The 3296-nt window shown below is 73.5% G+C and carries 3 protein-coding genes and 1 pseudogene; all 4 read right to left on the bottom strand.

Annotated features, from left to right (window positions below; translation table 11 throughout):
- Positions 1–928: MCE family protein (locus tag SACHA_RS22935; protein ID WP_019812044.1), on the bottom strand; the 928-nt coding region annotated here is incomplete at its 3' end.
- A gap of 147 nt (positions 929–1075) precedes the next feature.
- Positions 1076–2095: an MCE family protein gene (locus SACHA_RS0118025; protein WP_019812046.1), complete on the bottom strand. Its 1020-nt coding sequence runs from the start codon at positions 2093–2095 to the stop codon at positions 1076–1078.
- Positions 2092–3081: an MCE family protein gene (locus SACHA_RS0118030; RefSeq protein ID WP_019812048.1), complete on the bottom strand. Its 990-nt coding sequence runs from the start codon at positions 3079–3081 to the stop codon at positions 2092–2094. Before SACHA_RS0118030 ends, SACHA_RS0118025 begins: the two co-directional genes overlap by 4 nt.
- Positions 3078–3296: pseudogene (locus SACHA_RS25780) on the bottom strand (MCE family protein); the annotation flags it as partial. The gene SACHA_RS0118030 and the pseudogene SACHA_RS25780, both read right to left, overlap by 4 nt.

Consider the following 3296-nt stretch of genomic DNA (forward strand, 5'->3'; position numbering starts at 1 on the left):
GCAGTGCCCGCAACCCGAACGGATCGTCGACCTCCGGCGGGAAGTCGAGCGGATTCGTGATCCCCGCGCCCTCGCACAACGGCAGGGGCAGGCGCTCGCACAGCCGGGCCGTCGTGGGGAACTGGGAGAGATTGGTGGAGAGGTCGAGCCGGATGCGCAGGCGGTCGTCCCCGGTGAGGGCGCGGTCGAAGTTCTCCAGCGCCAGCGGGAGCGTGTCCAGCGTCTCGGCGAGCTGGTTGCGCCGGGCCACCAGGGTGGTGCTCACCTCGGCCAGCCGGGAGACGTCCCCGGTGAGTTCCGTGCCGTGCCCGTCGAGCAGTCGGCTGAGGCTGCCGAGCGCCTCGGACAGCCGGGTCAGGGCCCGGGCCACGGAGTCCTCGTGTTCGGCGAGGTCCGCCGACGCGTTCGTGACCGCCTCGGTCACCGAGTCGATCGTGCGCCGGTGGTCGGCGACCAGAGTGACCAGCGAGTCCACGTCCTCGACGAGCGCGCCCACCTCGGGCGCCCCCTCGGCGAGCACGTCGGTGGCCCCGGCGAGCCCGGCGATCGCCTCGCGCAGTGCCGCTCCGTTGCCCTCCAGTGCGTCCGCCGTCCGGCGCACCAGCGTGGCCAGGTCACTGTCCCCGTCCGGGTCGGTCGGGGCCACCGCGTGCAGCAGCGTGTCCAGCGAGGAGGTCAGCTCGTTCCACGTGACGGGGGCGTGCGTGCGTCCCACCGGGATCACGGACCCGTCGGGGAGCCGCTTCCCGCCGGTGTACGCGGGGGCGAGTTCGACGAACCGGTCGCTGATCACGGCGGGGTTCATGATGTAGGCGTGCGCGTCGGCGGGCACCGTGGTGTCGCCGGGCAGGGTCATCGTGACCCGCACGGTGGCGCCGCGCGGGTCCACCGACTCGACCGTGCCCAACGGCACGCCGAGCACGGCCACGTCGCTGCCCGGGTGGATCCCGCTCGCCGAGGCGAAGTCGGCGGACAGGCGCAGCCGCGGCTCGGGACGGATCAGGACCGTACCAGCCGCTCGCGGCCACCAGCGCGAGCACGCACAGCACCGCGAGCATCCGGGCCGGTCGGCGGATCATCGGCATCCCTCGATCAGCTTGACCACGCACAGGAGGTTGTCCGGCAACGGCCCCGCCGGGCCCGCCACGTCGCCCCACGGTCCGTTGCCCGTCGCGTCGGCGAGATACCGGCTGCCCGGCCCCAGCATCCGCAGCGTCTCCGAGATCTCCTCGCTGCCGCGGCGCAGTGCTGCGGTGATCGTGTGCAGATCGGACAGCAGCGCGTCGAGAACGGGTTCGTTGTCGACCACCACCCCGTGCAGCGCGTCGGTCAGTTCGGTGACGTCGTCCAGTAGCGCCCGGATCGTGTCGCGGCGACTGTGCAGGATCCCGGCCACCGTCCCGGCGTCACGCAGCAGCCCGGCGAGTGTGTCCTGCTGTCCGGCGAGCGAGGCGGTCAACGACCGGACCCCGGACAGCAGGGTGTCGATCTCCTCCTGCCGGTCGCCGATCAGCGCGCTCGCCCGGCCCACCCCCTCCAGCGCGTCCCGTACGAGTTCGCCGTCCGGTGCCGAACGGGCGAGCGCGCCCACCGCGCGCCGGATGCCGGCGGTGTCGAGGGCGTTTCCGGTGTCGACGGCGTCGGCGGCGAGGTCGTCGAGGGCGTAGGGGACGGTGGTGCGCTCCTCCGGGATGGTGCCGCCCTCGGGGAGGGCACCGGGGCCCGCGGGGGTCACCGCGAGGTAGCGGGTGCCGAGCACGGTCGCCAGTTTCACCGCGGCGGTGGTCCCGTCGCCGAGCCGCTGTCCCCGGTCCAACCGGAACCCGACGCGCACCACGTCCCCGGCGAGGGCGATGTCGGTGACCTCCCCGGCGGGTACCCCGGCGACGAGCACGCCGTCGCCCGCACTCAGTCCGGCCGCGCCGGCGAACTCGACGGTGTAGGCGCGGGTGTCCGCCACGAACGCCAGCCGGGGCGCCGTCACGGCGAGACCGACCACCAGGGCCACCACGACGATCCCGACCGTGCCGTCGACGGCGGGTCCCCGTGCGCGCAGGTGCCGGATGCGGCCGGACAGGGTCTTCGGCACGGTCATCGGCACACCTCCGAGTTCGGTCCGTCCGGAAGGTCGAGATCGTGCCCGGCGACGTCGATGTCCAGGGCGCAGACGTAGACGTTGACCCAGGACCCGTAGTCGAGCGTGCGCCCCAGGGTGCGGGTGAATCCGGGCAGGTCCTGAAGCAGCGCGGTGAACTCCTCCTCGCTGTCGGCCATCGCGCCGGTCACCGTCTCCAGCGTGGCGAGGTCGCGGTCGAGGGAGGGGCGGAGGTCGCCGAGCAGGCGGGTGAGCGAGTCGGCGAGCCCGGCCCCGCTGTCCAGTGCCGCGACGATCCGTTCCCGGGAGTCCGCCGCGAACGAGGTCAGCTCGCCCACCCCCGCGATCAGTCGGCGCAACTCGTCCCGGCGGCCGTTCACGGTGCCGAGGACGGACGAGAGGTTGGACAGTGTCTCGTCCAGCACGTCGCTGCGGTCGGTCACCGTGGACGTCAGGGACACCACCCGGCGCAACAGTGCGTTCACCGACGTCTCCCCCTGGAAGACGGCGACGATCTCCGTGGCGAGTGAGTCGACCGCGGCCGGGTCGATCGCGTCGAACAGTGGGCGGAACCCGCCCAGCAGAGCGGTCAGGTCGAGGGCGGGGCGGGTCCGCCCGACCGGGATGGTGGACCCGGGTGCGAGTGCGCCCGCCCCGTCGGTGAGGGCGAGGTGTCGGCCGCCGAGCAGGTCCGCGTAGCGGATCCGCGCCCCACCGTCCGCGGGCACCCGCTGCCCGGTGCGTACCTCGAAGGTGACGTGGGCGTGCCCGTCCACCAGGCGCAGGTCGGTGACCGTGCCCACGCGCACCCCGGCGACGGTCACCTCGGAGCCGGGCGTGAGCCCTTCCGCATCGGTGAACCGGGCGTGGTAGGTCTCGGTTCCTCCGGGCATCGGGTCGCGCAGCGTGTTCACCACCAGCACCCCGGCCAGTGCGCACACCAGCGTGAACACGGCCAGCCTGATCCCGAGCAGGTGCAGCTTCACGGGATCACCACCCGGTTGCCCCGTAACAGCGGACCGAGCATCAGGGTGAGCAGATCCGTGGACCGGTCGTCAGCCCCGGCACCGTCGACGTCCGACCCGTGCGGCAGCAGGGGTGCGAGGGCGCGGACGACGTCCTTCTCGGCCGCACCGCCCACGGGGCCCACCGTCCCGCCCGCCACCGTCCGGTCGCCGTCGGCACCCGCGCCGTGGTCCAC

It is taken from the genome of Saccharomonospora halophila 8 (assembly GCF_000383775.1).
In the GTDB taxonomy this organism is placed as follows: Bacteria; Actinomycetota; Actinomycetes; order Mycobacteriales; family Pseudonocardiaceae; genus Saccharomonospora; species Saccharomonospora halophila.